20 protein-coding genes and 1 other RNA gene are annotated in these 25,449 nt (G+C 57.6%); 15 read left to right on the top strand and 6 right to left on the bottom strand.

The annotated features are described in order from the left end of the window. Positions 1 to 106: 106 nt before the first annotated feature. The 9 genes from A8O26_RS04210 (at position 107) to A8O26_RS04170 (ending at position 14,063) form a co-directional block, all read left to right on the top strand. A complete protein-coding gene (locus A8O26_RS04210) occupies positions 107 to 766 on the top strand; it encodes a GntR family transcriptional regulator (protein ID WP_064116903.1) in 660 nt (219 codons plus the stop codon). A gap of 2 nt (positions 767 to 768) precedes the next feature. Continuing rightward, positions 769 to 4,257 (top strand): chromosome segregation protein SMC, encoded by a 3,489-nt coding sequence (gene smc / locus A8O26_RS04205; RefSeq protein WP_064116902.1) that lies wholly within the window; start codon positions 769 to 771, stop codon positions 4,255 to 4,257. A gap of 261 nt (positions 4,258 to 4,518) precedes the next feature. Further along, positions 4,519 to 5,382: a cell division protein ZipA gene (gene zipA, locus A8O26_RS04200; protein ID WP_064116901.1), complete on the top strand. Its 864-nt coding sequence runs from the start codon at positions 4,519 to 4,521 to the stop codon at positions 5,380 to 5,382. Between the two features lie 86 nt (positions 5,383 to 5,468). Beyond that, on the top strand, positions 5,469 to 7,826 hold the full coding sequence (ligA, locus tag A8O26_RS04195; protein ID WP_064116900.1) for an NAD-dependent DNA ligase LigA: 2,358 nt from the start codon (positions 5,469 to 5,471) through the stop codon (positions 7,824 to 7,826). A 107-nt stretch (positions 7,827 to 7,933) separates the two neighbouring features. Continuing rightward, positions 7,934 to 9,097, top strand: a complete 1,164-nt coding sequence (locus A8O26_RS04190) for a zinc-binding metallopeptidase family protein (RefSeq protein ID WP_064116899.1) — start codon at positions 7,934 to 7,936, stop codon at positions 9,095 to 9,097. A gap of 134 nt (positions 9,098 to 9,231) precedes the next feature. Further along, positions 9,232 to 9,328: signal recognition particle sRNA small type (gene ffs / locus A8O26_RS04185), an RNA gene on the top strand. 511 nt (positions 9,329 to 9,839) lie between these two features. After that, positions 9,840 to 10,676, top strand: coding sequence for a DNA adenine methylase (locus tag A8O26_RS04180; protein WP_064116948.1), 837 nt, complete (start codon positions 9,840 to 9,842; stop codon positions 10,674 to 10,676). Positions 10,677 to 10,688: 12 nt separating this feature from the next. Continuing rightward, positions 10,689 to 12,680 (top strand): ATP-binding protein, encoded by a 1,992-nt coding sequence (locus tag A8O26_RS04175; protein WP_064116898.1) that lies wholly within the window; start codon positions 10,689 to 10,691, stop codon positions 12,678 to 12,680. A 36-nt stretch (positions 12,681 to 12,716) separates the two neighbouring features. Then, positions 12,717 to 14,063, top strand: coding sequence for a hypothetical protein (locus tag A8O26_RS04170; protein ID WP_064116897.1), 1,347 nt, complete (start codon positions 12,717 to 12,719; stop codon positions 14,061 to 14,063). Between the two features lie 55 nt (positions 14,064 to 14,118). Here A8O26_RS04170 and A8O26_RS04165 read toward each other — a convergent pair whose 3' ends face one another. Further along, positions 14,119 to 14,868: a substrate-binding periplasmic protein gene (locus A8O26_RS04165; RefSeq protein WP_064116896.1), complete on the bottom strand. Its 750-nt coding sequence runs from the start codon at positions 14,866 to 14,868 to the stop codon at positions 14,119 to 14,121. A 145-nt stretch (positions 14,869 to 15,013) separates the two neighbouring features. Between A8O26_RS04165 and dnaX the strand changes: the two genes are divergently transcribed. The 5 genes from dnaX to A8O26_RS04140 all read left to right on the top strand — a co-directional run bounded on the left by dnaX (position 15,014) and on the right by A8O26_RS04140 (position 20,852). After that, the gene (gene dnaX / locus A8O26_RS04160) at positions 15,014 to 17,137 is read left to right on the top strand and encodes a DNA polymerase III subunit gamma/tau (RefSeq protein ID WP_064116895.1); all 2,124 of its coding nucleotides are present in this window, start codon (positions 15,014 to 15,016) and stop codon (positions 17,135 to 17,137) included. A gap of 67 nt (positions 17,138 to 17,204) precedes the next feature. Beyond that, on the top strand, positions 17,205 to 17,543 hold the full coding sequence (locus A8O26_RS04155) for a YbaB/EbfC family nucleoid-associated protein (protein ID WP_016984747.1): 339 nt from the start codon (positions 17,205 to 17,207) through the stop codon (positions 17,541 to 17,543). 264 nt (positions 17,544 to 17,807) lie between these two features. Further along, complete coding sequence (locus tag A8O26_RS04150) at positions 17,808 to 18,842, top strand: NADP-dependent oxidoreductase (protein WP_064116894.1); 1,035 nt, start codon at positions 17,808 to 17,810, stop codon at positions 18,840 to 18,842. 66 nt (positions 18,843 to 18,908) lie between these two features. After that, positions 18,909 to 19,511 (top strand): recombination mediator RecR, encoded by a 603-nt coding sequence (recR, locus tag A8O26_RS04145; RefSeq protein WP_064116893.1) that lies wholly within the window; start codon positions 18,909 to 18,911, stop codon positions 19,509 to 19,511. A 192-nt stretch (positions 19,512 to 19,703) separates the two neighbouring features. Continuing rightward, positions 19,704 to 20,852 (top strand): acyl-CoA dehydrogenase family protein, encoded by a 1,149-nt coding sequence (locus tag A8O26_RS04140; protein WP_064116892.1) that lies wholly within the window; start codon positions 19,704 to 19,706, stop codon positions 20,850 to 20,852. A 110-nt stretch (positions 20,853 to 20,962) separates the two neighbouring features. Here A8O26_RS04140 and A8O26_RS04135 read toward each other — a convergent pair whose 3' ends face one another. Both A8O26_RS04135 and fnr read right to left on the bottom strand, forming a co-directional pair. Continuing rightward, the gene (locus tag A8O26_RS04135) at positions 20,963 to 21,511 is read right to left on the bottom strand and encodes an adenine phosphoribosyltransferase (RefSeq protein WP_064116891.1); all 549 of its coding nucleotides are present in this window, start codon (positions 21,509 to 21,511) and stop codon (positions 20,963 to 20,965) included. A 78-nt stretch (positions 21,512 to 21,589) separates the two neighbouring features. Continuing rightward, positions 21,590 to 22,324 carry a fumarate/nitrate reduction transcriptional regulator Fnr gene (gene fnr / locus A8O26_RS04130; RefSeq protein WP_007918332.1) on the bottom strand — a complete coding sequence of 245 codons (735 nt, stop codon included), beginning with the start codon at positions 22,322 to 22,324 and terminating at the stop codon, positions 21,590 to 21,592. 154 nt (positions 22,325 to 22,478) lie between these two features. On the opposite strand from fnr, the gene A8O26_RS04125 reads away from it, so the two are divergent. Continuing rightward, positions 22,479 to 22,961 (top strand): hypothetical protein, encoded by a 483-nt coding sequence (locus tag A8O26_RS04125; RefSeq protein WP_064116890.1) that lies wholly within the window; start codon positions 22,479 to 22,481, stop codon positions 22,959 to 22,961. Here the strand turns inward: A8O26_RS04125 and hemN are convergent. From hemN to ccoS, 3 genes are all read right to left on the bottom strand, one after another. Next, positions 22,958 to 24,340: an oxygen-independent coproporphyrinogen III oxidase gene (gene hemN / locus A8O26_RS04120; RefSeq protein WP_064116889.1), complete on the bottom strand. Its 1,383-nt coding sequence runs from the start codon at positions 24,338 to 24,340 to the stop codon at positions 22,958 to 22,960. The two genes, A8O26_RS04125 and hemN, sit on opposite strands and share 4 nt — an antisense overlap. A gap of 208 nt (positions 24,341 to 24,548) precedes the next feature. Beyond that, positions 24,549 to 25,232, bottom strand: a complete 684-nt coding sequence (locus tag A8O26_RS04115) for a sulfite exporter TauE/SafE family protein (protein ID WP_064116888.1) — start codon at positions 25,230 to 25,232, stop codon at positions 24,549 to 24,551. Further along, complete coding sequence (gene ccoS, locus A8O26_RS04110) at positions 25,225 to 25,437, bottom strand: cbb3-type cytochrome oxidase assembly protein CcoS (RefSeq protein WP_064116887.1); 213 nt, start codon at positions 25,435 to 25,437, stop codon at positions 25,225 to 25,227. Before ccoS ends, A8O26_RS04115 begins: the two co-directional genes overlap by 8 nt. Positions 25,438 to 25,449: the final 12 nt, after the last annotated feature.

The following is a 25,449-nucleotide window of genomic DNA, read 5'->3' as shown; positions in this document are numbered from 1 at the left end:
ACTGCGGGATTCGTGCCAAAAACCGCTGAGTGGGCACTCCGCCATGACCTTGCATTTGCGCTACACTGCGCCGCTTGTGCAGATCGATAGAGTTTGAAGGACAACCATGACGTTCAAGGCGCCGGACAGCCTCGCCGAGCAAATCGCTCACCACCTCGCCGAACGCATCATTCGTGGCGAAATGAAGCCGGGAGAGCGCATCCAGGAACAGAAGGTCACGCTGGCGCTGAATGTCAGCCGCGGCTCGGTCCGCGAAGCTTTGCTGATCCTCGAACGCCGCCACCTGATCGCGATCCTGCCGCGTCGTGGTGCGCACGTCACCGAGCTGACGCCGCACAAGGTGCAGAGCCTGTGCACGCTGATGAGCGAGTTGTACATCCTGCTCGGCAACTCGGTGGCCAACGGCTGGCAAGTGCAGTCGGACATGGCGCCGTTCGTGCAAATCCAGCAGCGCCTGACTACCAGCTACGAGCGTCAGGACATCCGCAGCTTCGTCGACGACAGCTTCAGCGTGATGCGCGCCGCCTATCCGTTCGCCAACAATCCGTACCTGCAAGAGACGGTCGAGAACCTGCAGCCGGCCATGAGCCGCGCCTACTTCCTCGCCCTCGAACAGCGCAAGGCCTCCATGAGCGAATTCCTCGAACTGTTTGAACGCCTGCTGGCCGCCGTCCTCGCCCGTGATTTGCCGCAGATCCGCATCGTGCTGACGGCGTACGCCCAGCGCAGCTGCGATCTGGTGGTCTCCGCGCTGACGGTTGCCTAAGCGTGCGGCTCAAGTGCATCAAACTGGCGGGATTCAAATCCTTCGTCGACCCGACCACGGTGAACTTCCCCAGTAACATGGCGGCGGTCGTCGGGCCGAACGGTTGCGGCAAGTCGAACATCATCGACGCCGTCCGCTGGGTGATGGGCGAAAGTTCGGCGAAGAACCTGCGTGGCGAGTCGATGACCGACGTCATCTTCAACGGCTCGACCAGCCGCAAACCGGTAAGCCAGGCGAGCATTGAGCTGGTCTTCGATAACTCCGACGGCACCTTGCTCGGCGAATACGCGGCCTACGCGGAAATCTCGATTCGCCGCAAAGTCACCCGCGACAGCCAGACCACGTATTACCTCAACGGCACCAAATGCCGTCGTCGCGACATCACCGATATCTTCCTCGGCACCGGCCTCGGCCCGCGCAGCTATTCGATCATCGAGCAGGGGATGATCTCCAAGCTGATCGAATCCAAGCCCGAAGACCTGCGTAACTTCATCGAAGAAGCCGCTGGCATCTCGAAATACAAAGAGCGCCGCCGCGAGACCGAAAATCGTATCCGCCGCACCCACGAGAACCTCGCGCGTCTGACTGACCTGCGCGACGAACTCGAGCGTCAACTCGAGCGCCTGCACCGTCAGGCCGAAGCGGCGAAGAAGTATCAGGAATTCAAAGCCGAGGAGCGTCAGCTCAAGGCGCAACTGTCGGCCCTGCGCTGGCAGGATCTCAACGATCAGGTCGGCCAACGTGAGTCGATCATCGGCACCCAGGAAATCAGTTTCGAAGCGCTAGTCGCCGAGCAACGCAATGCCGACGCGGCCATCGAGCGCCTGCGCGACGGTCACCATGACCTGTCCGAGCGCTTCAATCTGGTGCAGGGGCGCTTCTATTCGGTCGGCGGCGACATCGCCCGGGTCGAGCAGAGCATCCAGCACGGCCAGCAACGTCTGCGGCAGTTGCAGGACGATCTGAAAGAAGCCGAACGCGCACGCCTGGAAACCGAATCGCATCTGGGCCACGACCGCACCTTGCTGCTGACCGTCGGCGAAGAGCTGGACATGCTCACCCCCGAGCAGAAAGTCACCAGCGCCGCCGCCGAAGAGGCCGCCGCTGCGCTGGAAGATTCCGAATCGGTCATGCACGGCTGGCAGGAGCAGTGGGACGCCTTCAACCTGACCGCCGCCGAACCGCGTCGTCAGGCCGAGGTCCAGCAGTCGCGCATCCAGCAGCTGGAAACCAGCATGGAGCGTCTGGCTGACCGGCAAAAGCGTCTCGGCGAAGAGCGCGCGTTGCTCTCGGCTGACCCGGAAGACGCGGCGATCATGGAACTCAATGAGCAGCTCGCCGAGTCCGAAGCGACCCTCGAAGATTTGCAGACCAGCGAAGAAGCGCAGGTCGAAAAACTCGAGCAGCTGCGTCAGGAATTGCAGCAAGCACTGACCGCGCAGCAGCAGGCGCAGGGCGACTTGCAGCGCCTCAACGGTCGCCTCGCGTCCCTTGAAGCCTTGCAACAAGCCGCGCTCGATCCAGGCACCGGCACCGCCGAATGGCTGAAAGAACACAACCTCGCCGAGCGTCCGCGTCTGGCCGAAGGCCTGAAGGTCGAGGCCGGTTGGGAACTGGCGGTGGAAACCGTGCTCGGCGCCGATCTGCAAGCGGTGCTGGTTGACGATTTCAGCGGTTTCGATTTGTCCGGTTTCACTCAAGGTGATCTGCGCCTGCTCAGCCCCGGTAATGATGGTGTGCGAGCGGCGGGCAGCTTGCTGGATAAAGTCGAGGCACAGATCGATCTGTCGCCGTGGCTGGGTAAGGTCAAACCGGTCGACAGCCTTGAGCAGGCCCTGGCCTTGCGCGGGCAATTGAGCGCCAGCGAGAGCCTGATCAGCCGCGACGGTTACTGGGTCGGCCGGCACTTTTTACGCGTGCGCCGGGCCAGCGAAGCGGAAAGCGGCATGCTCGCCCGTGGCCAGGAAATCGAAGCGCTACACCTTGAGCGCGAAGAGAAAGAAGCCACCGTCGAGGCCATGGAAACCCGCTTGCAAACCCTGCGCGCGCAACAGCGTCAACAGGAAAACGGCCGCGAGCATTTGCGTCGTTTGCTGCAAGACGAAGCGCGTCAGCAAGGTGAATTGAAAGCCCAGTTGTCGGCCGGCAAAGCCAAGGCCGAGCAACTGACCCTGCGCCGCACTCGTCTCGATGAAGAGCTGGTCGAACTCGGCGAGCAGCGCGAGCTTGAGCACGAACAGATCGGCGAAGCACGCATGCAATTGCAGGACGCGCTGGATGCCATGGCGCTCGACACCGAGCAGCGCGAGTTGCTGCTGGCCCAGCGCGACAGCCTGCGCGAACGCCTCGACCGCGTGCGTCAGGAAGCGCGGCAGCACAAGGATCATGCGCATCAACTGGCCGTGCGTCTTGGCTCGTTGCGCGCGCAGCACGACTCCACGCGGCAGGCGCTTGAGCGTCTGGAAATGCAGGCCGAGCGCCTCACCGAAAAACGCGAACAGTTGAGTCTGAACCTGGAGGAGGGCGAGGCACCGCTGGAAGAGCTGCGCCTGAAACTCGAAGAACTGCTCGACAAGCGCATGACCGTCGACGAAGAACTCAAGACCGCGCAGATCGCCCTCGAAGACGCTGACCGCGAACTGCGCGATGCAGAAAAACGCCGGACCCAGGCCGAGCAGCAGTCGCAGCTGATTCGCGGCCAGCTCGAACAGCAACGCATGGAATGGCAAGCGCTGACCGTGCGCCGCAAGGCCTTGCAGGATCAATTGCTCGAAGACGGCTACGATCTCAATGGCGTGCTCGCGACATTAACCGCGCAAGCCAGTGAACGCGAAGCCGAAGAAGAACTCGAACGCATCAATGCGCGGATTCAGCGCCTGGGCGCGATCAACCTCGCGGCCATCGACGAATACACGCAACAGTCCGAGCGTAAACGTTATCTGGATGCGCAGGACGCTGATCTGGTTGAAGCGCTGGAGACCCTCGAGAACGTTATCCGCAAGATCGACAAGGAAACCCGCAACCGTTTCAAAGATACCTTTGATCAGATCAATGGCGGTTTACAGGCACTTTTTCCAAAAGTTTTCGGTGGTGGACGGGCGTATTTGGAACTGACGGGCGAAGATCTACTCGATACAGGAGTAACGATCATGGCGCAGCCGCCAGGGAAGAAGAACAGCACCATCCATTTGCTCTCCGGCGGGGAAAAAGCCCTGACCGCGCTGGCACTGGTTTTTGCCATCTTCAAGTTGAACCCGGCGCCGTTCTGCATGCTCGATGAGGTTGACGCGCCACTGGATGACGCTAACGTTGGACGCTACGCACGCTTGGTCAAAGAGATGTCGCAGACCGTGCAGTTCATCTATATCACCCACAACAAAATCGCCATGGAAATGGCCGAGCAGTTGATGGGCGTAACGATGCATGAACCGGGTTGTTCGCGACTGGTAGCCGTGGATGTCGAGGAGGCGATGGCGATGGTGGACGCCTGAGTCAGCGTGGTGTCGGAAAAGGTAATTAAGGGCTGTAGGACTTTTTTACCAACTGCGACTTGCTGGCCAATCGACATATTCGCGCAAGCCAAATGAGACAGACGGTGTAAAGTTGTCTTTGGTCGTGCTAGTTTAATGTCAATTTTTCGTATACGTGGGCAAAACGCCTGTCAGAACATAGAGTTGGCGCCACGTTTTAAAGCGGTTTGCACAGTGTAAACCCCTTATTTTTCAGCATTTTTTATAGAGGCACGGGATTACATGGAAATCGGTCTGCGCGAGTGGCTGATCGTCATCGGCATCATTGTGATAGCCGGTATTCTTTTCGATGGCTGGCGCCGTATGCGCGGCGGCAAGGGAAAACTGAAATTCCGTCTTGACCGAAGTCTGTCCAACCTGCCGGACGAGGACACCAGCGCCGAGCTGTTGGGCCCGGCCCGCGTTTTGGACAACCATAAAGAACCACAGCTGGACGAACACGATCTGCCATCGGTGAGCATGCCGGCCCGCGAAGCACGCGAGCCTCGCGAATCCGCTTCGAAACGTGGCAAGCGTGGCAGCAATGGCCCGGCTCAGGGCGACCTGAATCTGGACCTGGATCTGGACGGCGGCCCGAGCTTCAGCAGCCGTGACGACGATTTCGTTGAAGACAGCAAGCCTGCACCGGCGGTAGTCGACAAGGATCAGCCGCAAGCTGAGGAAGTTTTGGTGATCAGCGTGATCTGCCGTGACGCTGCCGGCTTCAAAGGCCCGGCGCTGTTGCAGAACATTCTGGAAAGCGGTCTGCGTTTCGGTGAGATGGATATTTTCCACCGTCACGAAAGCATGGCCGGCAACGGTGAAGTGCTGTTCTCCATGGCCAATGCGGTCAAGCCGGGCATCTTTGATCTGGACGACATCGACCATTTCAGCACCCCGGCGGTGAGCTTCTTCCTCGGCCTGCCAGGCCCGCGTCATCCGAAGCAAGCCTTCGACGTGATGGTCGCTGCAGCGCGCAAGCTGTCGCAGGAACTGAATGGCGAGTTGAAAGATGACCAGCGCAGCGTTCTGACCGCGCAGACCATTGAGCACTACCGTCAGCGCATCGTTGAATTCGAACGCCGCGCCCTGACCCAGAAGCGTTGATTGAAAAGATTGCCTCGGCACAAGAGGCAGTCGGCAATATAGATTGAGCAGCCTCGGCTGCTCTTTTGCTTTATGAGAGAACACCCATGACCGCCGCCAAAAACCGCATTCTAGAGCTGCGTGCTGAACTCGATCAGCACAACTACCGTTACCATGTCCTCGACGAGCCGAGCATTCCGGACGCCGAGTACGACCGGTTGTTCCACGAGCTCAAGGCGCTGGAAGCGGCCAACCCGGAACTGATCACCAGCGACTCGCCGACCCAGCGCGTCGGCAGCGTGGCACTGACCGCATTCACGCAGGTGCGTCACGAAGTGCCGATGCTCAGCCTCGGCAACGCCTTCGAAGAAACTGACATGCGCGAGTTCGATCGCCGTGTCACCGAAGGTCTGGACCTGCCGGTCGGCGATCTGTTCGGCGGCGGCGCGGCGGTGGAATACAGCTGCGAACCGAAACTCGATGGCCTGGCGGTCAGCCTGCTGTATCAGGATGGCGTGCTGGTACGCGGCGCCACACGCGGCGACGGCACCACCGGCGAAGACATCAGCGTCAATGTGCGCACTGTGCGCAACATTCCGCTGAAGCTGCACGGCGAAGGCTGGCCAGCGACCCTGGAGGTGCGCGGTGAAGTGTTCATGTCCAAGGCCGGTTTCGAGCGCCTCAACGCCTCGCAACTGGAAGTCGGCGGCAAGACTTTCGCCAACCCGCGCAATGCCGCCGCTGGCAGCTTGCGTCAGCTTGATTCGAAGATCACCGCCAACCGTCCGCTGGAATTCTGCTGCTACGGCATCGGTCAGGTCTCCCACGATATTTCCGACACCCACATCGGCAACCTCAAGCAGTTGCAGAAGTGGGGCATGCCGATCAGTCACGAACTGAAACTGGCCAAGGGCATCGGCGAGTGCCTCGATTATTACCGCGACATCGGCGCGCGCCGTAACTCGCTGACGTATGAAATCGACGGTGTGGTGTTCAAGGTCAACAGCATTGCCGATCAGCGTGAGCTGGGCTTTCGCGCCCGCGAACCGCGTTGGGCGATTGCGCATAAATTTCCGGCCATGGAAGAGCTCACCGAGTTGCTCGATGTCGAGTTTCAGGTCGGTCGCACCGGCGCTGTTACCCCGGTCGCACGGCTCAAACCGGTCAAGGTTGCCGGCGTCACCGTGGCCAATGCCACGTTGCACAACATGGATGAAGTCGCGCGTCTGGGCTTGATGATCGGCGACACCGTGATCATCCGCCGCGCCGGTGATGTGATTCCGCAAGTGGTGCAAGTGGTCATGGATCGCCGTCCGGAAAACGCGCGCGCGGTACAGATTCCCGAAAGCTGCCCGGTGTGCGGTTCGCACGTTGAGCGCACGCAACTGATCAAACGCAGCAAAGGCAAGGAAACCGTCAGCGAAGGTGCGGTGTACCGCTGCGTGGGACGACTGGCCTGTGGTGCGCAACTCAAGCAGGCGATCATTCACTTCGTCTCGCGCCGGGCGATGGACATCGAAGGCCTGGGCGACAAGAGTGTCGAGCAACTGGTTGATGAAGGTCTGGTCAGTTCGCCGGCCGATCTGTATGCACTGAAGTTCGACGACATCGTCGATCTGGAAGGTTTCGCCGAGGTGTCGAGCAATAAACTGCTAGCGGCCATTCAAGACAGCAAGAAGCCGGGCCTGGTGCGGTTCATTTATGCGCTGGGCATTCCCGACGTCGGCGAGGAGACCGCCAAGGTGCTGGCGCGCTCGCTGGGTTCGCTGGAGCGCGTGCAGCAGGCATTGCCGCAAGTGCTGACCTACCTGCCGGATGTGGGGCTGGAAGTGGCGCACGAGATTCACAGCTTCTTTGAAGATGCGCATAACCAGCAGGTGATTACCGAGTTGCTCGGCCATGGTTTGCAGATTCAGGATCAGGGTGAACTGGGCGCCGAATTCGCGGCCAGTACTACGCTGGGTGGCTTCCTCGACAAGCTGCACATTCCTTCGGTCGGCCCCGGTGGCGCGCAGAAACTGGCGGACAAGTTTGGCTCGCTGGAAGCGGTGATGAATGCGGATTGGCTGGACATGCGTCAGGCCTTGCCGGAGAAACAGGCGAATTCGGTTCGCGAGTTTTTTGCCGTTGCGGAGCATCGTCAGTTAGCCGAAGAGTCCGAAAAACAACTGCGCGATTTCGGCATGCACTGGCAGAGCGAGAAGAAAGTCGTCGAAGGCTTGCCGCTGTCCGGCGAGACCTGGGTGCTGACCGGCAAGGTCGAGTTGATGAGCCGTGATGTGGCTAAAGATCACCTCGAAAGCCTGGGGGCCAAGGTTGCTGGTTCGGTATCGGCGAAAACGCATTGCGTGGTGGCCGGCCCCGGTGCCGGATCGAAATTGACCAAGGCCAACGAACTGGGCGTGAAAGTGATGGACGAAGAAACCTTTATCGCCTTCCTCAGAACCCATGGCCTTCAGGTCTGACGCAAAACCTGTGGTGAGAGGGCTCTCACCTGAAAGTACCGTTATACGCGGGAACGATGTTGTCTTAAGGATGATCTAGTCTTGGCAAGCCCCAGGGAGAGATCGCCATGCACCGTTTTTTCGAGCAGCTCAGTTCTCGCATCATCGCGCCGTTCATGGGCGAATCCTCACGCAACAGCAAAGTCTGGCCGTGCCGCTGCGGCCAGTCGCTGTTCTTTCGCAACAGCCAGTGTCTGGCGTGCAATGCCTTGCTCGGTTATCAGCCTGAAGAAAGTCGCCTGACCTCGCTGCAGCCCGGGCCGTACAAGGGCACCTGGATGCTCGACGCCGATCCCGACTCGGGATTGTTCCGCCGCTGCGCCAACCTCGACACAGCCGCCGCGTGCAACTGGCTGCTGCCGGCCAACGATCACGACAGCCTGTGTATCGCCTGCAGCCTCAACCGGACCATTCCCGACCTGTCCGACCCGGACAACCCCGAGCGCTGGCGCAAAGTCGAAATCGCCAAGCGTCGCCTGGTCGCGCAACTGATCACCCTCGGTCTGCAAGTCGTCCCGAAAACAGTCGATGAAGACACCGGGCTGGCTTTCGATTTCATCGGCGTCGACCTTGAAGGCAACGCGCCGATGACCGGTCACGCCAACGGCCTGATCACCCTCGACATCAAAGAAGCCGACGACGCACACCGCGAGCAGGTGAGGGCGCAGATGCACGAACCGTATCGCACGCTGCTTGGGCATTTCCGTCATGAGGTCGGGCATTACTACTGGGACCGCCTGATCGCCAATGGCCCATGGCTCGGCTCGTTCCGCAGTCTGTTCGGCGATGAGCGCGCCAGTTATGCAGAGGCCCTCGATCGCCACTATCAACAAGGCGCACCACTGGACTGGCCGCAGCAATACGTCAGCGCCTACGCAACCATGCATCCGTGGGAAGACTGGGCGGAAACCTGGGCGCATTACCTGCACATGATGGACGCAGTCGACACCGCGCTGGGTTTTGGCATGAGTGCGCGGGAAATGGATTTCGACTACCAGCCGTTTCCGACCAGCACGCTGTATGACCCGGAGCATCCCGGTGGCGAGGCGTTTCTGTCGTTCGTCAACGCGTGGATCGAATTGGCGGGGATGCTCAATGAACTGTCACGCAGCATGGGCCAGCCGGATTTCTACCCGTTCGTGCTGCCGGCGCCGGCGATTGCCAAGCTGCACTTCATTCATCTGGTGATCCAGCAGGCGGGCGGCAGGGCGGACGAGGTGCTGGCCCTGTAGAAGCTGCCGCCGGCTGCGATCTTTATGTCCTTGAACCCGTTCATATTTTTAATATGCAGCCAACGGTTGTAACTTCGTCTCAGATAGGTACAATGGCGCGGCTCGCCGACAGGCAAGCGTCGTTATGGTGACCCCATCGGTCCCCCCGCAACGATTACCCGTGAACCTGGTCAGAGCCGGAAGGCAGCAGCCACAGCGGGAACATTGTGTGCCGGGGTGTGGCTGGTGGGGTTACCACCTTAACGAACAATCGAACGCTTCAACCAGAACTGCATGGGTTTCGCCCACTGCGGTTTTTTTGTGTCTGCGATTTGTTAACTCTACCGAGCTCTTCATTGATTATGATCGCCTCTGATCTGCCATAAGCGGACAAACCCGAACGTTTTTGGGTTAGGGTTATTAGTTATTTTGCCGTATAGATCTGTCTGAACTGGTGCCTTTTGTGCGAGCGGAAAGACCATTCCGCATTTCGATCCGATGATGAGAGTCGTCCCTCAGGCTTTTGGCTTTATCCTGTCCTTGTAGGAGTGCCAATGGTTGCAAATATCACTTGTGGAAACTGTGGTGTGTATGGTAGCTGTTTTTTGTGGGGAGGATTTCCCTGATGTATATTTTGTGTCAATTCAACGAAACCTTCTCTTAATCATAGTTTGGGCAAAAAAAAAGCTATATATTCGACATTTGTCCACCTGAATAAGCGAATGTTGCGGTGTTGAAAAAGGACGAGACATTGTCGCGGAAGATGACCGAAAAGACAGCGAATAAGCCAAGCATATTGCCTTTCCTGAAATGGGCGGGTGGAAAGCGTTGGTTCGTCCATCGACATGCGGATCTCTTACCTCATAAGTATGGGCGATATATTGAACCCTTTCTCGGTGCAGGTTCAGTTTTTTTTCATTTACAACCTGAAAATTCTTTACTTGGAGATTTCAATTCTGACCTTATTGAAGCTTATCGGGGGATACAGCAAAATTGGTCTGGTCTTCTGAAAAGCCTTAAATTTAGGCAGCAGGCTCATCTCGAAGATGCGGATTATTATTACGAAACTCGTAGTGCGCAGGCGGATAATTTAGTCCAGCGAGCATCACGTATGATTTATTTAAATCGAACGTGTTTTAATGGTATATATCGCGTAAATGTTAAGGGGCAGTTTAATGTCCCTCGCGGGTCAAAAGATAGTGTGTTGCTAGATACTGATAACTTTGAAGCAATGTCAGCGTTGCTAAAAAAAGCAGAGCTTCGGGTTTCGGATTTTGAGTTGTTAGTTGATTCGGCTGTTAAAGGTGACTTTGTTTTTGCTGATCCTCCTTATACGGTTCGCCATAACTACAACGGATTTATTCAGTATAATGAGGTTTTGTTCTCGTGGAACGATCAACTGCGCCTTGCAGGTGCACTTTTGCGTGCGGCTAAGCGCGGGGTAAAAATAATTTGCACAAACGCGAATCACGAGTCCGTCAGGGAGCTTTATAGTAATAAAAAGTTTGAATTGATACAGGTTTCAAGAAGTTCTACTATCTCAGCAAAAGCTGAAAGTCGAAAGAGCTTCGAAGAGCTTGTGATTCGGGCCAATATCTGAAGGATAGGAATTATGTCGGGACTGACCGCTCTTGTTAATACGGCTGCAACGCAGGGAAATCCAATTGATGTATTACGTCATTTTTTGGAGCGAGAAAATGCAATGGAAACTGCTCAGCAGATCGATAAGATGCGGTTTGTTGGATATGTGTTGGATCTAGGATTTGACACTGCAAAAATAATAACGAGTGATCCTTATAAGATCGCAGTTGGTGGTATACCTCGTGGTTCATTTCTTATAATGACCCCGATCAATGCAGGAAATGCACCTCCGCATTTTACACTGTTGCGAGTTACAGGTGTATCTCCTACGCCTCTATCTAATCAAGTGCAACAAACCTATTTTGAATTGCATAAGAAATCAATGCCTGAGCTTGATGTTTGGACTCAGAGTGAATTGCAGTGGGGGGCGCTTGATTGCGACGTGCTGGGCATGTTTTATGCTAACCCGCAGAATATGCGACAGCTTGAATTTTCTGGGGATGTAAACAATGTCGTAAGCGCTCATCGCTATAAGGTGTTTGCTCCTGATGAAGCGCTTTTAAAATTGATTGTAAATGGCATGGTGAAGGCTGAGCAACAGGTTTCCATTGGGAAGCTTCGAACTATGGAGTGTGGGCTTTTCAGTGGTGGTAGCGTCGCAAACGTGCCGGTAAGTGTTTCTATGCGTGATTTTAAAGGTTGTCGAACTGCAATGTTCGGTAAAACCCGGCTCGGAAAATCAAATGTTGTGAAGTTACTTGCTCAAGGAATGCTAAGCGCATCTGAAAAGGACGCAAGTGTTGGTCAATTGATTTTTGATGTGAACGGAGAATATGCGAATGACAATCCTCAAGATGGGAACCGCTCACTACGCTCTGCTAATGAATCAAAGTGTAAAGTTTATGCGTTAACCAACCGGGCTGAGACTCCTTCGTCCCCACTTCGTCTAAATTTTTTTGAGCAGCCAGAATCAACTATTGAAATACTAGGGGCAATGCTTGCACAAGATAATCGTTCTTCTGGATACATAGCTAGTTTCTCCAGTGCGAAGCTTCCTGATATCCCTAGTGTTGCCAGTATGCCAATTGATGAAAGAACTCGTCCGGCTCGGAAGATATTAATCTACTGGGCAATACTTCATAAAGCGGGTTTTGAATCAGATGTCTCTCGGCTAAAGGGGCTCGGTATTAGTCTTCCTCGTGTAGGTGTTTTTGATCCGCATTTTTCAAAAGATATGCGAGAAAATGCGTATAAGGCAGTGGCGAACTCTCTTCCACCAGCGGCCCCGAGCTCTCTTGATACTTTAGTTTCGGAGTTGGAGGTGATTGCTGAATTTCGCCGGCAACAACCTTCTCACAATGTTTTTGGCCCTTCTAAATCATCGGGGAAGCCATTATTTGATGCTGACGACGGGGCATTGTTGGATTTTTTAGCGCCTGCTCCTGGACGCTCGGGAACGGTTATGCTTCGGCCCTATCGGACGTTTCATTCCCCGGATGCGGGTGACTTCGTTGCAGAGATTCTTGTTCATTTAGATAAAGGCAATACAGTGATTCTTGATCTGGGCAACGCTACAGACCAGATTCGTCGCTATTTCGCCGATATGCTATCTAGATCGGTATTTTCTCATCAAGAAACAAAGTTTGTTGCGAACAAATTGAATGATCATTTCGTGCAGTTGTACTTCGAAGAGGCTCACAATCTTTTTCCTCCTGATAGCAAGGACTTGACAGGAGTTTATGCTAGGTTTGCAAAAGAGGGTGCGAAATTTCATATCGGCATGGTGTATTCAACTCAATCACCGTCAACTATAAATAGAGAGCTTCTTGCTCAAACCGAGAATTTTTTCATTGGTCATTTGTCTAGTCAGGATGAGGCGAAATCGCTCGCTCGTGTACAAGTAGCATTTTCTGGTATTGAAGAAGATATTCTACGAGCTAAGACGCCTGGTTATATGCGTATGTTGACAATGTCGCACCGTTTTGTTGTGCCGGTGCAAGCATTTCGTTATGAGGTTGGTTAACTTTTAGCGCGTGGAATTTTAGTCAAGGAGAGATAAATGCCATACGGTCAAGGTACGCGGCTTCCAGGAGAGGCGGCCTCAAAGTTGGGACATCTTACTGTTATAAAAAGCGAGTGGGTTAGAGCTTTAGTCGACGATTTTGAAAGTTTAGATGCACTAGATGGTGATCCTTCCAACACGGTCTGGAGCGTTTTCAGCCCATCGGACGCCGTTGCTCCGTTGCGAGGCGTCTGGGCTGTTGATGGCTCTTTTGTGTCAGTCAAATCTACGCAAAAGCCTCAAAAAGAGGTGGCTTTTGTAAAGACTGCACTTTTGATGCTTGATAAATCAAAGCTAGATGCTATTGATAAAGACTTGCCTCATCCACTTTTGCTCAGGGAAGCGCTCAAAGATAGCGGGATTCAGCATTCGACAGTTTTTCCACTAAGGAATGTTCGTACCAGCCTAGGAAGTAATTATGATGCGGTTCGACATATAGTACGGGACTCATTGAAGGTCGATCAAAATGGTGCTTTCTACGAGACGCTAAAGTGGTTGGCTTACCGAAAGTGGGAGCGCGATTCTTCCGTTAGATCGCCAAGATATGAATGCCCTCATTGTAATGAGCTTATTTCCATGGGTTTGAAGTATGATTCTGATGACGATAATTGTCTAAAATGCAATGGGAATGTTTTTCTTTCAGATATATGGGGGTTTCATCTTGATATGGATGAAGATAGTGCGCCGGAGGCGGTCGCTTCTTCATATATGATGGTGATGGAGCACCTTATGTTGTTTACTGCGGTTCGTTTGATGTGGCAGCACTCGGATGAGTCTCTAGTTAGTGATACTTTATTTATTAAGGATGGACCGCTATCGCTTCGAAGTCAGTATTCTAAGATGGTTCCAAATATCCGGTCGTTTCTAGAGTTTGCTAAAAACAAACAGCGTCCCGTCCATATAGTGGGACAGGAAAAAAGCGGTGCTTTTTTTGATCATTTAGCGTCTATTGTTCGTCTGGCGGCTCCGCACGCGCGCGGTGAGGAAATGACGTATGTTTCACTATCGCATGAATTTGTAAGGCGAGAGGTTTATAGAACTCCGGATTTATCTAATCCTTACGGGTTTCGAACTAATTGGGGGGAGAAGCTCTATGTTAAAATCGATCCAGGTTCTTACATGGTTTTGAATGTGCCGACTGGAGATTATATTAACGAGGATTCTAGGCCTATCTCTTCGGATTTGATAGGTCTCAATCGGATTTTAGCGTCTCTTCCAAGTTTGGTTAGCCATAAGTTTGAAGGTGCAATGTACCCTGTTGAGCTGGCTAATGGTATTGCCTCGATGTCCAGTTATCCGTCTGCAGCAATATTGCAGCGATTTATCGATGCGGGACAAAATTAAATTCGGGTTGACAATTGATCGCGACCAGAAAAAATTGTTGTTTTGAAAATTTGCTCTATTTTATGGTTTCGGGGGAGCCGGTATACAGCCGGATAATCTCGTCAATCTCCCCCGACATCTTCATCCGCAACAACGTGCGCAAAATCCGCTGCACCGGCACTCTCGGATCATTCCTCACATAGCAACCCACCTTCTGCTCCTGCAACACGGCGACACCTTGAAGTTGCTGTTCAGGCAGCAAGCGCTGGTTGAACCAGTCCAGCGTCCACTGATTGCTCACCGCATAGCGATAACGCCCGGCCAGCAATTTCTCCAGCACCTGCTCCTGATTGCGCGCATCTTCGCGTTGCAGTCGGTCGGCATCGAACAGCGGTTGCAGGGTAGGGTAGGTGTAGCCGAGGACGGTGCCGATGGATTGGCGGGGCAGGTGAGCGGGATCGGCACTGGCCGGTTGATCCTTGCGGCTGATCAGCAGGTCTCGCTGAAACAGCAGCGGAAGGCTCCAGATGTAATCCCCCGACTGATTCGGCAGCCACGATTGCGCGGCATAGCAGCGCACGTCGATCTCGCCGTGCTCCATGGCGGTCTGCACGCGGGCGCGGGGCAGGACGTGAAACTCGGCCGGTACGCCGACCTGCGTGGCCAGGCTGAGCATCAGGTCGTAGAGAATGCCCTGGGTCGGGCGGCCGCGTTCGAATTGCACCATGGGCATGGCCCAGCTGTCGGGCATGGCGAAGCGCAACGGGGTTTCCGCTGCCGTCACGCTCAGGCTGATTGCCAGTAGTGCCCCCAAGGCCCAACGCATAAACGCTCCGGTAATTCCCGATCCCGAGCCGATAAAAGCCTCTGCTCATGCAGCTTAGCCATATTAGACGAGGACACCGGATGCAATTTTGCCCCTGCTCCGCTAGCATTAGCCGCTTCAGCTTCCTTCGTTGCGACGGTTTTCGATGAGTTATCAGGTTCTTGCACGTAAATGGCGTCCACGCTCGTTCCGCGAAATGGTCGGCCAGACCCATGTGCTCAAGGCTCTGATCAATGCCTTGGACAGCCAGCGGCTGCACCACGCGTACCTGTTCACCGGTACGCGCGGGGTGGGTAAAACCACGATTGCGCGGATCATTGCCAAATGCCTGAACTGTGAGACAGGTATCACTTCAAGCCCCTGCGGCGAGTGTTCGGTGTGCCGTGAAATCGATGAAGGTCGCTTCGTCGACCTGATCGAGATCGACGCCGCGAGCCGCACCAAGGTCGAAGACACCCGCGAGCTGCTCGACAACGTGCAGTACGCGCCAAGCCGTGGGCGCTTCAAAGTCTACCTGATCGACGAAGTGCACATGCTTTCCAGCCATTCCTTCAATGCGCTGTTGAAAACCCTTGAAGAGCCGCCGCCGTACGTCAAGTTCATCCTGGCGACCACTGACCCGCAGAAACTTCCGGCAACGATTTTGTCGCGCTGCCTGCAGTTCTCGCTGAAGAACATGACGCCGGAACGCGTGGTCGAGCATTTGACCCACGTGCTGACCGCCGAAAACGTGCCGTTCGAAGACGATGCACTGTGGCTGCTCGGTCGCGCCGCTGACGGTTCGATGCGGGACGCAATGAGCCTGACCGATCAGGCGATTGCCTTCGGTGAAGGCAAGGTACTGGCCACCGACGTGCGGGCGATGCTCGGCACGCTGGATCACGGTCAGGTGTATGACGTCCTGCATTCGTTGATCGAAGGCGACGCCAAGGCGTTGCTTGAAGGCGTGCGTCATCTGGCCGAACAAGGCCCGGACTGGAACGGCGTGCTCTCGGAAATTCTCAACGTGCTGCACCGCGTGGCCATCGCTCAGGCGTTGCCCGAAGGCGTCGACAACGGCCATGGCGACCGCGATCGCGTGCTGGCTCTGGCGCAGGCCTTGCCGGCCGAAGACGTGCAGTTCTACTACCAGATGGGCCTGATCGGTCGCCGCGATTTACCGCTGGCGCCGGACCCGCGCGGAGGCTTCGAAATGGTCCTGCTGCGGATGCTGGCCTTCCGGCCGGCAGATACGGCGGACGCCCCGAGGCAACCGCTAAAGCCAGTGGGGATCAGCCAGGCCACAGTTGATTCCGCAAACTCCGTGGCTGCCGCGCCTAAACCTGCGCCGGTAGTCGCTGCGGCTGTTGCGCCAACGCCAACGCCTGCTCCTGCGCCAGTGGCTGCACCTGCACCGGCTCCCGAGCCTGCGCCGGTTGCTCAAGTTGCTCCCGTTGCCGAGCCAGAGCCAGAGCCAGAGCCAGAGCCTGCGCCTGTCGTCGCCGAAGCAGTCGTCGACTTGCCGTGGAATGATCCGGTAGAGCCCGAGCCCGAACCCGAAACCGAGCCCGCGCAGCAACCTGCCGTCGAGCCCATGCTGGAGACGTCCGCCGAGCAACCCGAGTTGCCGCCGATGCCGCTGCCGACTCCGGACAGCGTCGTGCCGGAGGCGCCTGAGTGGGCTGCCGCACCGATCCCCGAGCCATCCGTTGCCGACGTTGATGCCGCCACCCCGGGCATGGACCTGGACGACGAGCCGCCGCTCGACGAGGACTACATCGAGCCGGACATCGATTCGGCTTACAGCTATCTCGACGAACTGGCCAGCGAGCACGCTGCCGAACCGACCCCGGAACCTGAGCCGGAACCAGCGGCGGCACCGGCCACCGGTCTGGCATTGCAGTGGCTGGAGCTGTTCCCGAAATTGCCGATCTCCGGCATGACCGGCAGCATCGCCGCCAACTGCACATTGATCGCCGTCGATGGCGACCATTGGCTGATGCACCTCGACCCGGCGCACAGCGCGCTGTTCAACGCCACGCAGCAGCGGCGTCTGAACGACGCGTTGAACCAGTTCCACGGTCGCACGCTCAGCCTGACCATCGAACTGATCAAGCCCGAGCAGGAAACCCCGGCCCAGGCCGCGTCCCGTCGCCGTGCCAACCGTCAGCGCGAGGCGGAGGAATCGATCCACGGTGATCCGTTCATCCAGCAGATGGTTCAGCAGTTCGGCGCGGTGGTGCGACACGATACTATTGAACCTGTCGACGCCTTGGTCGCCCAAGGCTAATAACTGAAGGCGCCTGGCCGTGCTGGCCGGGCGCTGTTTTGATCCAAGTACTTTTGAGGTGATTCCCATGATGAAAGGTGGCATGGCCGGCCTGATGAAGCAGGCACAGCAGATGCAGGAAAAAATGGCCAAGATGCAGGAAGAACTGGCCAACGCCGAAGTCACCGGTAAGGCCGGCGGCGACATGGTCACCGTGGTGATGACCGGTCGTCACGACGTGAAGAGCGTGAGCATCGATCCAAGCCTGGTCGAAGGCATGAGCGAAGACGACAAAGAGATGCTGGAAGCGGTCATCGCCTCCGCCGTCAACGACGCCGTGCGCAAGATCGAAAAGAACAGCCAGGACAAAATGGGCAACATGACCGCCGGCATGAACCTGCCAGCGGGTATGAAACTGCCATTCTGATTCGCCATTCGGCGGCAGATGAGCTACACAAAATGCCAGGCATCGCGCCTGGCATTTTTGTTTCTGGCTCTTGGCGGTGCGGTGTCTTTGAGGTCGCCTTCGCGAGCAGGCTCGCTCCCACATTTGGAATGCATTCTCCTGTGGGAGCGAGCCTGCTCGCGAATGAACTCACCTCGTTACAACTGAATAAACATCGAACGCGCAAAAGCCACAACGGTCTGCTCCCTATACCCGCTGAATTCATCATTCACAGGAGACGCTGACATGTCCGACCCTCTCACGCTCAACCAACGTTTCGTCCTCGCTTCGCGTCCGGTCGGTGCGCCGACCCCGGAAAACTTCCGCCTCGAGCGCGAAGCGCTGCCGGATCTTGCCGACGGTGAAGTGCTGCTGAAAACCCTCTACCTGTCTCTCGATCCCTACATGCGCGGGCGCATGAGTGACGCACCGTCCTACGCCGCGCCGGTACAAATCGGCGAGGTGATGACCGGTGGCGCGGTCAGCCGTGTCGAGGATTCGCGTCATCCGAAGTTTCATAAAGGCGATCTGGTGGTTGGGGCCACCGGCTGGCAGAGCCACAGCATCAGCGACGGCCGCAACATCATCCCGATCCCTGCCGGGCTACCGAGCCCATCGATGGCCCTTGGCGTGCTCGGTATGCCGGGGATGACCGCGTACATGGGCCTGATGGACATTGGCCAGCCCAAAGAAGGCGAGACCCTCGTTGTCGCCGCAGCTTCCGGGGCGGTCGGCTCGGTGGTCGGCCAAGTGGCGAAGATCAAAGGCCTGCGCGCCGTGGGTGTGGCGGGCGGGGTGGAGAAGTGCAAATACGTGGTCGAGGAACTCGGTTTTGATGCCTGCGTCGATCACAAGGCCGCCGATTTCGCCGAGCAACTGGCCAAGGCCTGCCCGAATGGCATCGACATCTATTACGAGAACGTCGGTGGTCATGTATTCGACGCCGTGGTGCCGCTGCTCAACGCCAAGGCGCGGATTCCGTTGTGCGGCCTGATCGCCGGTTATAACGCCGCCGAGGCGCCGCAAGGCCCGGATCGTCTGCCGATGCTACAACGCACACTGTTGACCAAACGCGTGCGTATTCAGGGTTTCATCGTGTTCGACGACTACGGCGACCGTCAGCCGGAATTCATCAGCCACATGGTGCCGTGGGTACGCGACGGCAAGGTGAAATTCCGCGAGGACGTGGTCGATGGCCTGGAGCAGGCGCCCGAGGCGTTTATCGGTCTGCTGGAAGGGCGCAACTTCGGCAAACTGGTAGTGAAGGTCGCCCAGGACTGAGTATTTGACGCTGGCCGGAGGCGCGGGTATAAACCGCGTCTCGTTGTTTTGTCGGACTTGTTACCCATGAGCTTCAGCCCTTTGATTCGCCAACTGATCGACGCCCTGCGCACCTTGCCGGGCGTGGGTCAGAAAACCGCCCAGCGCATGGCGTTGCAGCTGCTCGAACGTGACCGCAGCGGCGGTTTGCGTCTGGCCCAGGCCCTGAGTCAGGCCATGGAAGGGGTCGGTCACTGCCGCCAGTGCCGCACGCTGACCGAAGACGATCTGTGCCCGCAATGCGCCGATACCCGCCGCGACGACACGTTGCTGTGCGTGGTGGAAGGGCCGATGGATGTGTACGCGGTCGAGCAGACGGGCTTTCGTGGCCGCTACTTTGTGCTCAAGGGCCATTTGTCGCCGCTCGATGGTCTCGGGCCTGAGGCCATCGGCATTCCGCAATTGATGACGCGGATCGAAGAGGCGGGGACGTTTACCGAAGTCATTCTCGCCACCAACCCGACCGTGGAAGGTGAGGCGACGGCGCATTACATCGCGCAACTGCTGAGCAACAAAGGCCTGATCGCTTCGCGGATCGCGCACGGCGTGCCGTTGGGCGGCGAGCTGGAACTGGTCGACGGCGGCACGCTGGCGCATTCGTTTGCCGGGCGTAAGCCGATTTCCCTCTGATTTTGCAGCGTCTGAACTGACGCTTTCGCGAGCAAGCTCGCTCCCACATTGGTTTTGTGTCGTTTACAAATCCCCTGTGGGAGCGAGCCTGCTCGCGAATGGCGCACCTCGGTCTATCTGATTCACACAATTGAGTTGAAAACCAAGCAAGCGCTCGGTTAAGTTCGGCGGACCCTTCCGTGGAGCTCGCCCATGCCTGCCTTTCAGGAATACTTCGACCCCAGCCACCAATTGGTTCGCGACAGCGTCAGACGTTTCGTCGAACGCGAGATCCTGCCGGACATCGATCAGTGGGAAGAAGCCGAAAGCTTCCCCCGTGAGCTGTACCTGAAGGCCGGCGCGGCGGGCATCCTCGGCATCGGTTACCCCGAGGCACTGGGAGGCAGCCATACAGGCGATCTGTTCGCCAAGGTCGCCGCCAGTGAGGAGTTGATGCGTTGCGGCTCTGGCGGGCTGGTGGCGGGGCTCGGCTCGCTGGATATCGGCCTGCCACCGATCGTCAAATGGGCCCGTTCCGAGGTACGTGATCGTGTTGTGCCCCAGGTGCTCAGCGGCGAGAAAATCAGCGCCCTGGCGGTCACCGAGCCCGGCGGCGGGTCCGACGTCGCCAACCTGCAAACCCGTGCCGTGCGTGACGGCGATGTCTATCGGGTCAGCGGCAGCAAAACCTTTATCACCAGTGGCGTACGCGCCGATTACTACACCGTGGCGGTGCGCACCGGTGCGCCGGGTTTCGCCGGCATCAGTCTGTTGTTGATCGAGAAGGGCACGCCGGGCTTCACCGTTGGCCGTCAGTTGAAAAAAATGGGCTGGTGGGCGTCGGATACCGCCGAATTGTTCTTCGACGATTGCCGCGTGCCGGTGGGCAACCTGATCGGCGCCGAGAACATGGGCTTCGCCTGCATCATGGGCAACTTTCAAAGCGAGCGGCTGGCACTGGCGCTGATGGCCAACATGACGGCGCAACTGGCGTTGGAGCAGAGCCTGAAATGGGCGCGTGAGCGTGAGGCGTTTGGTAAGCCGATCGGCAAGTTTCAGGTGATCAAGCATCGCCTCGCCGAGATGGCGACGGCGCTGGAGGTCTCGCGTGAGTTCACTTACCGGCAAGCGGCGAAAATGGCGGCGGGGCAGAGTGTGATCAAGGAGATTTCGATGGCGAAGAACTTTGCCACGGACACCTCGGACCAGATCACCACCGAGGCGGTGCAGATTCTTGGCGGGCTCGGTTACATGCGTGAGAGCTTGGTGGAGCGGCTGTATCGGGATAACCGCATCTTGTCGATTGGCGGCGGGACGCGGGAGGTGATGAACGAGATCATCAGCAAGCAGATGGGGCTTTAGGTTTTGCAGTGAGGCTGTCGGCCCCTTCGCGAGCAGGCTCGCTCCCACAGTTGGAATGGGTTCCCCTGTGGGAGCGAGCCTGCTCGCGAAAGCGGTCTAAGAAGCGCTGCTTACTTATCGGTCAACGCAAACTGCGTCAGGCAGAAAGTAGGGATACCCATGTCTTCCAGGCGCTGCGACCCGTTCAGCTCCGGCAGGTCAATAATCGCTGCCGCCTCATGCACCCGCGCACCCATCCGGCGAATCAGGTTGGCTGCGGCAATCAACGTGCCGCCGGTGGCGATCAAGTCATCGAACATCACCACCGAATCGCCTTCACACAGGCTGTCGGCGTGCACTTCCAGAAACGCTTCGCCGTACTCGGTCGCGTAGCCTTCGGCCAACACGTCCGCCGGCAGTTTGCCTTGCTTGCGGAACAGCACCAGCGGCTTGTTCAACTGGTAAGCCAGCACCGAGCCGATCAGGAAACCGCGCGCATCCATCGCGCCGATGTGGGTGAAGTCGGCTTCCACATAGCGGTGGGCGAAGCTGTCCATCACCAGGCGCAGGGCCTTGGGCGATTGAAACAGCGGGGTGATGTCGCGAAAGATCACGCCCGGTTTCGGGAAGTCGATCACTGGGCGGATAAGCGATTTGATGTCGAAGGAGTCGAAGACCATCGTCGAGGTGTCCTGGCAGGGCTGCAAACGGCGCAGTATACCCGCGGCTGAAACGGTTCGCTCAACCGCGGATCGACATTAACCTTCGATCGAGCCACCGGCCAGCGCGCACAGCTGGATCGGGTCGAGGATGTGAATCTCTTTGCCCTCGGCGGCGATCAGTTCGTTCTGCTGGAAGCGGGTGAACACGCGGGACACGGTTTCCACCGCCAGACCCAGGTAGTTGCCGATTTCATTGCGCGACATGCTCAGGCGGAACTGGTTGGCCGAGAAGCCGCGAGCGCGGAAGCGCGCCGACAGGTTGACCAGGAAAGTGGCGATGCGCTCGTCGGCGGTTTTCTTCGACAGCAAAAGCATCATTTGCTGATCGTCGCGGATTTCGCGGCTCATCACGCGCATCAACTGGCGGCGCAGTTGTGGCAATTGCAGGGCCAGTTCGTCAAGGCGTTCGAACGGGATTTCGCAGACCGAGGTGGTTTCCAAGGCCTGCGCCGACACCGGGTGTTTTTCGGTGTCCATGCCGGACAGGCCGACCAGTTCGCTCGGCAGGTGGAAGCCGGTCAGTTGCTCTTCGCCGCTGTCGCTGAGGCTGAAGGTCTTCAGGGCGCCGGAGCGTACTGCATAAACGGAATCGAACGTGTCGCCCTGACGGAACAGGAACTCGCCTTTTTTCAACGGGCGACCACGTTTAACGATTTCGTCCAGCGCATCCATGTCTTCCAGATTCAGAGAAAGTGGCAGGCAGAGAGGGGCCAGGCTGCAATCCTTGCAGTGAGCCTGGTTGTGAGCGCGCAGTTTAACTGGCTCGGACATTTCTTGGATCCTTGTGGGAAAACACACATAAGCCGTAAGGGTAACCCACGGGAGGACATTCAGGCCAGTCTGGGGCGACTTTGCCCTACAGCCATAAAGCCCCAGGACCAGCAGCCGATAAACAGGTATCAAAGTGCGTACAAGGAACCAATCGATGGCCACCATCGGCACGCTGGGCCCCGGTAACAGCGACGTTGCGGCAGTGCCGGAAACGTTTAAAGCTGCGTCGGGCAATGCGCGCGACCCGGCTTCGAGCGAAGAGGCAACCCCGACCTTGGTCGAGGGCGTCAAAGTGTCGCTGTCCGGTGCATCGATCGAAAAATCCGCCGGCGCTGGCGGCGATAATCGTGATATCGAAGAAAGCGGTTTGCCGGAGAACATCCAGCAATTGCTGAAGATGATCCGCAAATTGCAAAAAGAGATTGCCGAGAAAAAGGCGCTCATCGAAGCGGTGATGGCTGACAAACGCCTTTCCAACGAAGAAAAAATCATCAAGGTTGCCAGCCTGCGCGGCGCCATCGCCGCGTTGAACACCGGGCTGATCACGGCCAATCTTGCCCTGTCGAAAGTGGTCGGGCAGTCCGGCCTGACGGCGGATCAGAATATGAAAGTCGGCTCGCTGCTGATGAAAAACTAAATCACCCGCGAAAAGCGCTGGCGGTTCTGCTGTTCCAGGTAGGCATCGAACACCATGCACACCGAGCGCACCAACAGGCGTCCCGCCGGCGATACCGCGATCCGCTCGCGATCAAGGACAATCAGGCCATCGTCGGCCATGCCTTGCAGTTGCGGCCACAGCGCACCGAAGTAGCCCTGAAAATCGATGTTGAACTGTTGCTCGATCTCGGCAAATTCCAGGCTGAAATTGCAGATCAGTTGCTGAATCACGGCCCGGCGCAGACGGTCATCGGCGTTGCACACCAGGCCCCGGCTGGTCGCCAGTTGCGCGGCGGCAAGCGTGTTCTGGTACTGGCTGAGGTCGCTGCTGTTCTGGCAGTACAGGTCACCGATCTGGCTGATCGCGGAAACCCCCAGACCAATCAAATCGCAATGACCGTGTGTGGTGTAGCCCTGAAAGTTGCGTTGCAGGGTTTGTTCTTCCTGAGCAATCGCCAACTCATCGTCGGGCAGGGCGAAGTGGTCCATGCCGATGTAGCGGTAACCGGCGGCGGTCAGTTGTTCGATAGTGCGCTGGAGCATTTCCAGTTTCTGCGCCGGGCTCGGCAACTCATGGGCGTTGATCCGCCGTTGCGGCATGAAGCGTTCCGGCAAATGCGCGTAGTTGAACACCGAGAGTCGGTCCGGTTGCAGACTGATGACCTCCTCGACGGTGCGGGCGAAGTTGTCCGGCGTCTGCTTCGGTAAGCCGTAGATCAAGTCGATGTTGATCGAGCGAAATTGCAGGGTGCGCGCGGCGTCGATCACCGCGCGGGTTTCTTCCAGGCTTTGCAGGCGATTGACCGCGCGCTGCACCGCCGGATCGAGATCTTGCAGGCCGATGCTGACGCGGTTGAAACCCAGTTCGCGCAGCAGGCCCATGGTCGACCAGTCGGCTTCACGCGGGTCGATTTCGATGCCGTAATCGCCGGAATCGTCGTCGAGCAGATTGAAATGTTTGCGCAGGTGCGCCATCAACTGGCGCAGTTCATCGTGGCTGAGAAAGGTCGGCGTGCCACCACCGAAGTGCAGTTGCTCGACCTTCTGCGCCGGGTCGAGGTGACAGGCGATCAGCTGGATTTCCTGCTCCAGCCGCTGCAGGTACGGCAGGGCACGGCCGCGATCCTTGGTGATGACCTTGTTGCAGGCGCAGTAGTAGCAGATGTTCGCGCAGAACGGCACGTGCACGTAGAGCGACAACGGGCGCAGCGCCTTGCGGCTGTCGCGCAGGGCGTGGAACAGGTCGAACGTGCCGACCTGACTGTGAAATTGCACGGCCGTCGGATACGAGGTGTAGCGCGGCCCCGCCAGGTCGTAGCGGCGGATCAGATCAGAGTCCCAACGAATGGCGTCGAGCATGCGGGCATTCCCCCGGATAGGCTGGCAGTGTGGCGAGTCTATCGGTGGGCGGCGATGGGGCTGTTGATTTGCATCAACGGGGGAGGAGGTGTGTTGATCATGCGGGCCTCTTCGCGAGCAGGCTCGCTTGTATGTTTAGACTTGAAGGGGTGGTGCAACACAAATCTCCTGTGGGAGCGAGCCTGCTCGCGAAGGCTGCGCCGCCGATTTAATGGCCCATCAACCAATGCTGATGCGGTCCCGGCAAAGTCCAGATGCCGAACAGAATCACCAGCAAACCACCGGCCATGCGCACGCTGCGTTTGCGCAAAATGGCCGTGACGCGTTCTGCCGCAAGGCCCGTGGCGAGCAACACCGGCCAGGTGCCGAGGCCGAATGCGAGCATCAACAACGCACTGTCCAGCGCATTGCCCTGACTCGCCGACCACAGCAACGTGCTGTAAACCAGTCCGCACGGCAGCCAGCCCCACAATGCGCCGAGCAATAACGCGCGCGGCACACTCGACACCGGCAACAAGCGGTTGGCCACCGGCTGAATGTAGCGCCACAAGCCGCGTCCAAGGCTTTCAATGCGCGTCAGCCCGCTCCACCAGCCGGCCAGGTACAAACCCATGGCGATCAGCAGCAACCCGGCCAGCACGCGCATGAACAGCGCCGCCGGACTGTTGGCCACCGCCCATCCGGCCAAGCCAATCAACAATCCGGCCGTGGCATAACTGAGAATCCGCCCGAGGTTGTACGCCAGCAACAAGCGGAAACGCCGGCTGCGTTGTTCCTTGGGAATCGCCAGGGTCAGCGCGCCCATCAAACCGCCGCACATGCCCAGACAATGCCCTCCACCGAGCAAGCCGAGAATCAGTGCGGACACCAACAGCGGCGCCAATTCAAGCATGAGGGGGCGCCTTGTCGTCCGGTTTTTGCGCGTTGGCTTCGTCCACCGCAGCGGTGTGGTTCGGGTCCTGATCGTCGAACAGAATGCTGTGGGCAGGGCCGTCGAGATCGTCGTACTGACCGCTGTCCACCGCCCAGAAAAAGATGTACACGGCGATGGCCACGATCAGCAGGGCGGCCGGGATCATCACGTAGAGAGCTGGCATCTGTACTCCAGG

Source organism: Pseudomonas fluorescens, from assembly GCF_001648775.1.
In the GTDB taxonomy this organism is placed as follows: Bacteria; Pseudomonadota; Gammaproteobacteria; order Pseudomonadales; family Pseudomonadaceae; genus Aquipseudomonas; species Aquipseudomonas fluorescens_M.
This window is presented reverse-complemented; position numbering and strand designations above follow the sequence as displayed.

Bases quoted from the DNA above. Each gene is read 5' to 3' on its own strand.
- A8O26_RS04210 (WP_064116903.1), top strand. From the start codon at position 107: ATGACGTTCAAGGCGCCGGACAGCCTCGCCGAGCAAATCGCTCACCAC.
- zipA (WP_064116901.1), top strand. From the start codon at position 4,519: ATGGAAATCGGTCTGCGCGAGTGGCTGATCGTCATCGGCATCATTGTG.
- ligA (WP_064116900.1), top strand. From the start codon at position 5,469: ATGACCGCCGCCAAAAACCGCATTCTAGAGCTGCGTGCTGAACTCGAT.
- A8O26_RS04190 (WP_064116899.1), top strand. From the start codon at position 7,934: ATGCACCGTTTTTTCGAGCAGCTCAGTTCTCGCATCATCGCGCCGTTC.
- A8O26_RS04180 (WP_064116948.1), top strand. From the start codon at position 9,840: ATGACCGAAAAGACAGCGAATAAGCCAAGCATATTGCCTTTCCTGAAA.
- A8O26_RS04175 (WP_064116898.1), top strand. From the start codon at position 10,689: ATGTCGGGACTGACCGCTCTTGTTAATACGGCTGCAACGCAGGGAAAT.
- A8O26_RS04170 (WP_064116897.1), top strand. From the start codon at position 12,717: ATGCCATACGGTCAAGGTACGCGGCTTCCAGGAGAGGCGGCCTCAAAG.
- A8O26_RS04165 (WP_064116896.1), bottom strand. From the start codon at position 14,868: ATGCGTTGGGCCTTGGGGGCACTACTGGCAATCAGCCTGAGCGTGACG.
- dnaX (WP_064116895.1), top strand. From the start codon at position 15,014: ATGAGTTATCAGGTTCTTGCACGTAAATGGCGTCCACGCTCGTTCCGC.
- A8O26_RS04155 (WP_016984747.1), top strand. From the start codon at position 17,205: ATGATGAAAGGTGGCATGGCCGGCCTGATGAAGCAGGCACAGCAGATG.
- A8O26_RS04150 (WP_064116894.1), top strand. From the start codon at position 17,808: ATGTCCGACCCTCTCACGCTCAACCAACGTTTCGTCCTCGCTTCGCGT.
- recR (WP_064116893.1), top strand. From the start codon at position 18,909: ATGAGCTTCAGCCCTTTGATTCGCCAACTGATCGACGCCCTGCGCACC.
- A8O26_RS04140 (WP_064116892.1), top strand. From the start codon at position 19,704: ATGCCTGCCTTTCAGGAATACTTCGACCCCAGCCACCAATTGGTTCGC.
- A8O26_RS04135 (WP_064116891.1), bottom strand. From the start codon at position 21,511: ATGGTCTTCGACTCCTTCGACATCAAATCGCTTATCCGCCCAGTGATC.
- fnr (WP_007918332.1), bottom strand. From the start codon at position 22,324: ATGTCCGAGCCAGTTAAACTGCGCGCTCACAACCAGGCTCACTGCAAG.
- A8O26_RS04125 (WP_064116890.1), top strand. From the start codon at position 22,479: ATGGCCACCATCGGCACGCTGGGCCCCGGTAACAGCGACGTTGCGGCA.
- hemN (WP_064116889.1), bottom strand. From the start codon at position 24,340: ATGCTCGACGCCATTCGTTGGGACTCTGATCTGATCCGCCGCTACGAC.
- A8O26_RS04115 (WP_064116888.1), bottom strand. From the start codon at position 25,232: ATGCTTGAATTGGCGCCGCTGTTGGTGTCCGCACTGATTCTCGGCTTG.
- ccoS (WP_064116887.1), bottom strand. From the start codon at position 25,437: ATGCCAGCTCTCTACGTGATGATCCCGGCCGCCCTGCTGATCGTGGCC.